This is a genomic window from Vibrio sp. 811, from assembly GCF_033339195.1.
This window is the reverse complement of the sequence record NZ_JAWOUB010000724.1, coordinates 1-569: the sequence shown is the minus strand read 5'-3', so window position 1 is coordinate 569 and position 569 is coordinate 1. Positions and strand designations below refer to the sequence as shown.

General features: G+C 46.2%; 1 protein-coding gene. It reads right to left on the bottom strand.

What is annotated here, in order from left to right; translation table 11 throughout:
• Positions 1-568 (bottom strand): SDR family oxidoreductase (locus R7Q46_RS29065; protein ID WP_318078562.1); only part of this gene is annotated, 568 nt, incomplete at its 3' end.
• Position 569 lies beyond the last annotated feature (1 nt).

Genomic DNA, 569 nt, shown 5'->3' with positions numbered 1-569 from the left:
CTTTAATGTCTTGTGAAGTGGTGTGAGAAAGCAGTTCCGTCTCTACTGCGCCCGGTGCAATAGTCGTAACACGCACATTTGATGCGGCCACTTCTTCGCGCACATTTTCTGAAATTGCATGAACTGCGAACTTCGTACCACAATATGCCGCGTGGTCAGGGAACGTCTTTTTACCTGCAATAGAGCTGATGTTGATTATTGTGCCACTATTGCGCGCTTTCATTGATGTAAGTACGGAGTGAATACCATTAAGCAAACCAAGCACGTTAACGTCGAACATACGCTTCCATTCAGCGGCGTCCTGCGTGTCGATCTGACCAAGCAACATTACGCCAGCATTGTTGACTAGCACGTCAGCTGGACCAAATTGAGCTTCTGCTTTTTCAATCGCTGTTATCAAACTCGCTTGGTCAGTGACATCGACTTTTTCACATAAGGTGTTTGGTAAATTTAGTGCTTCTAAACGTTCTACGCGACGAGCCACAAGAAGGAGAGGGTGGCCTTCTTCACTAAAACGACGTGCGATAGCTTCACCAATACCTGAACTTGCACCAGTAATAACAACCAGT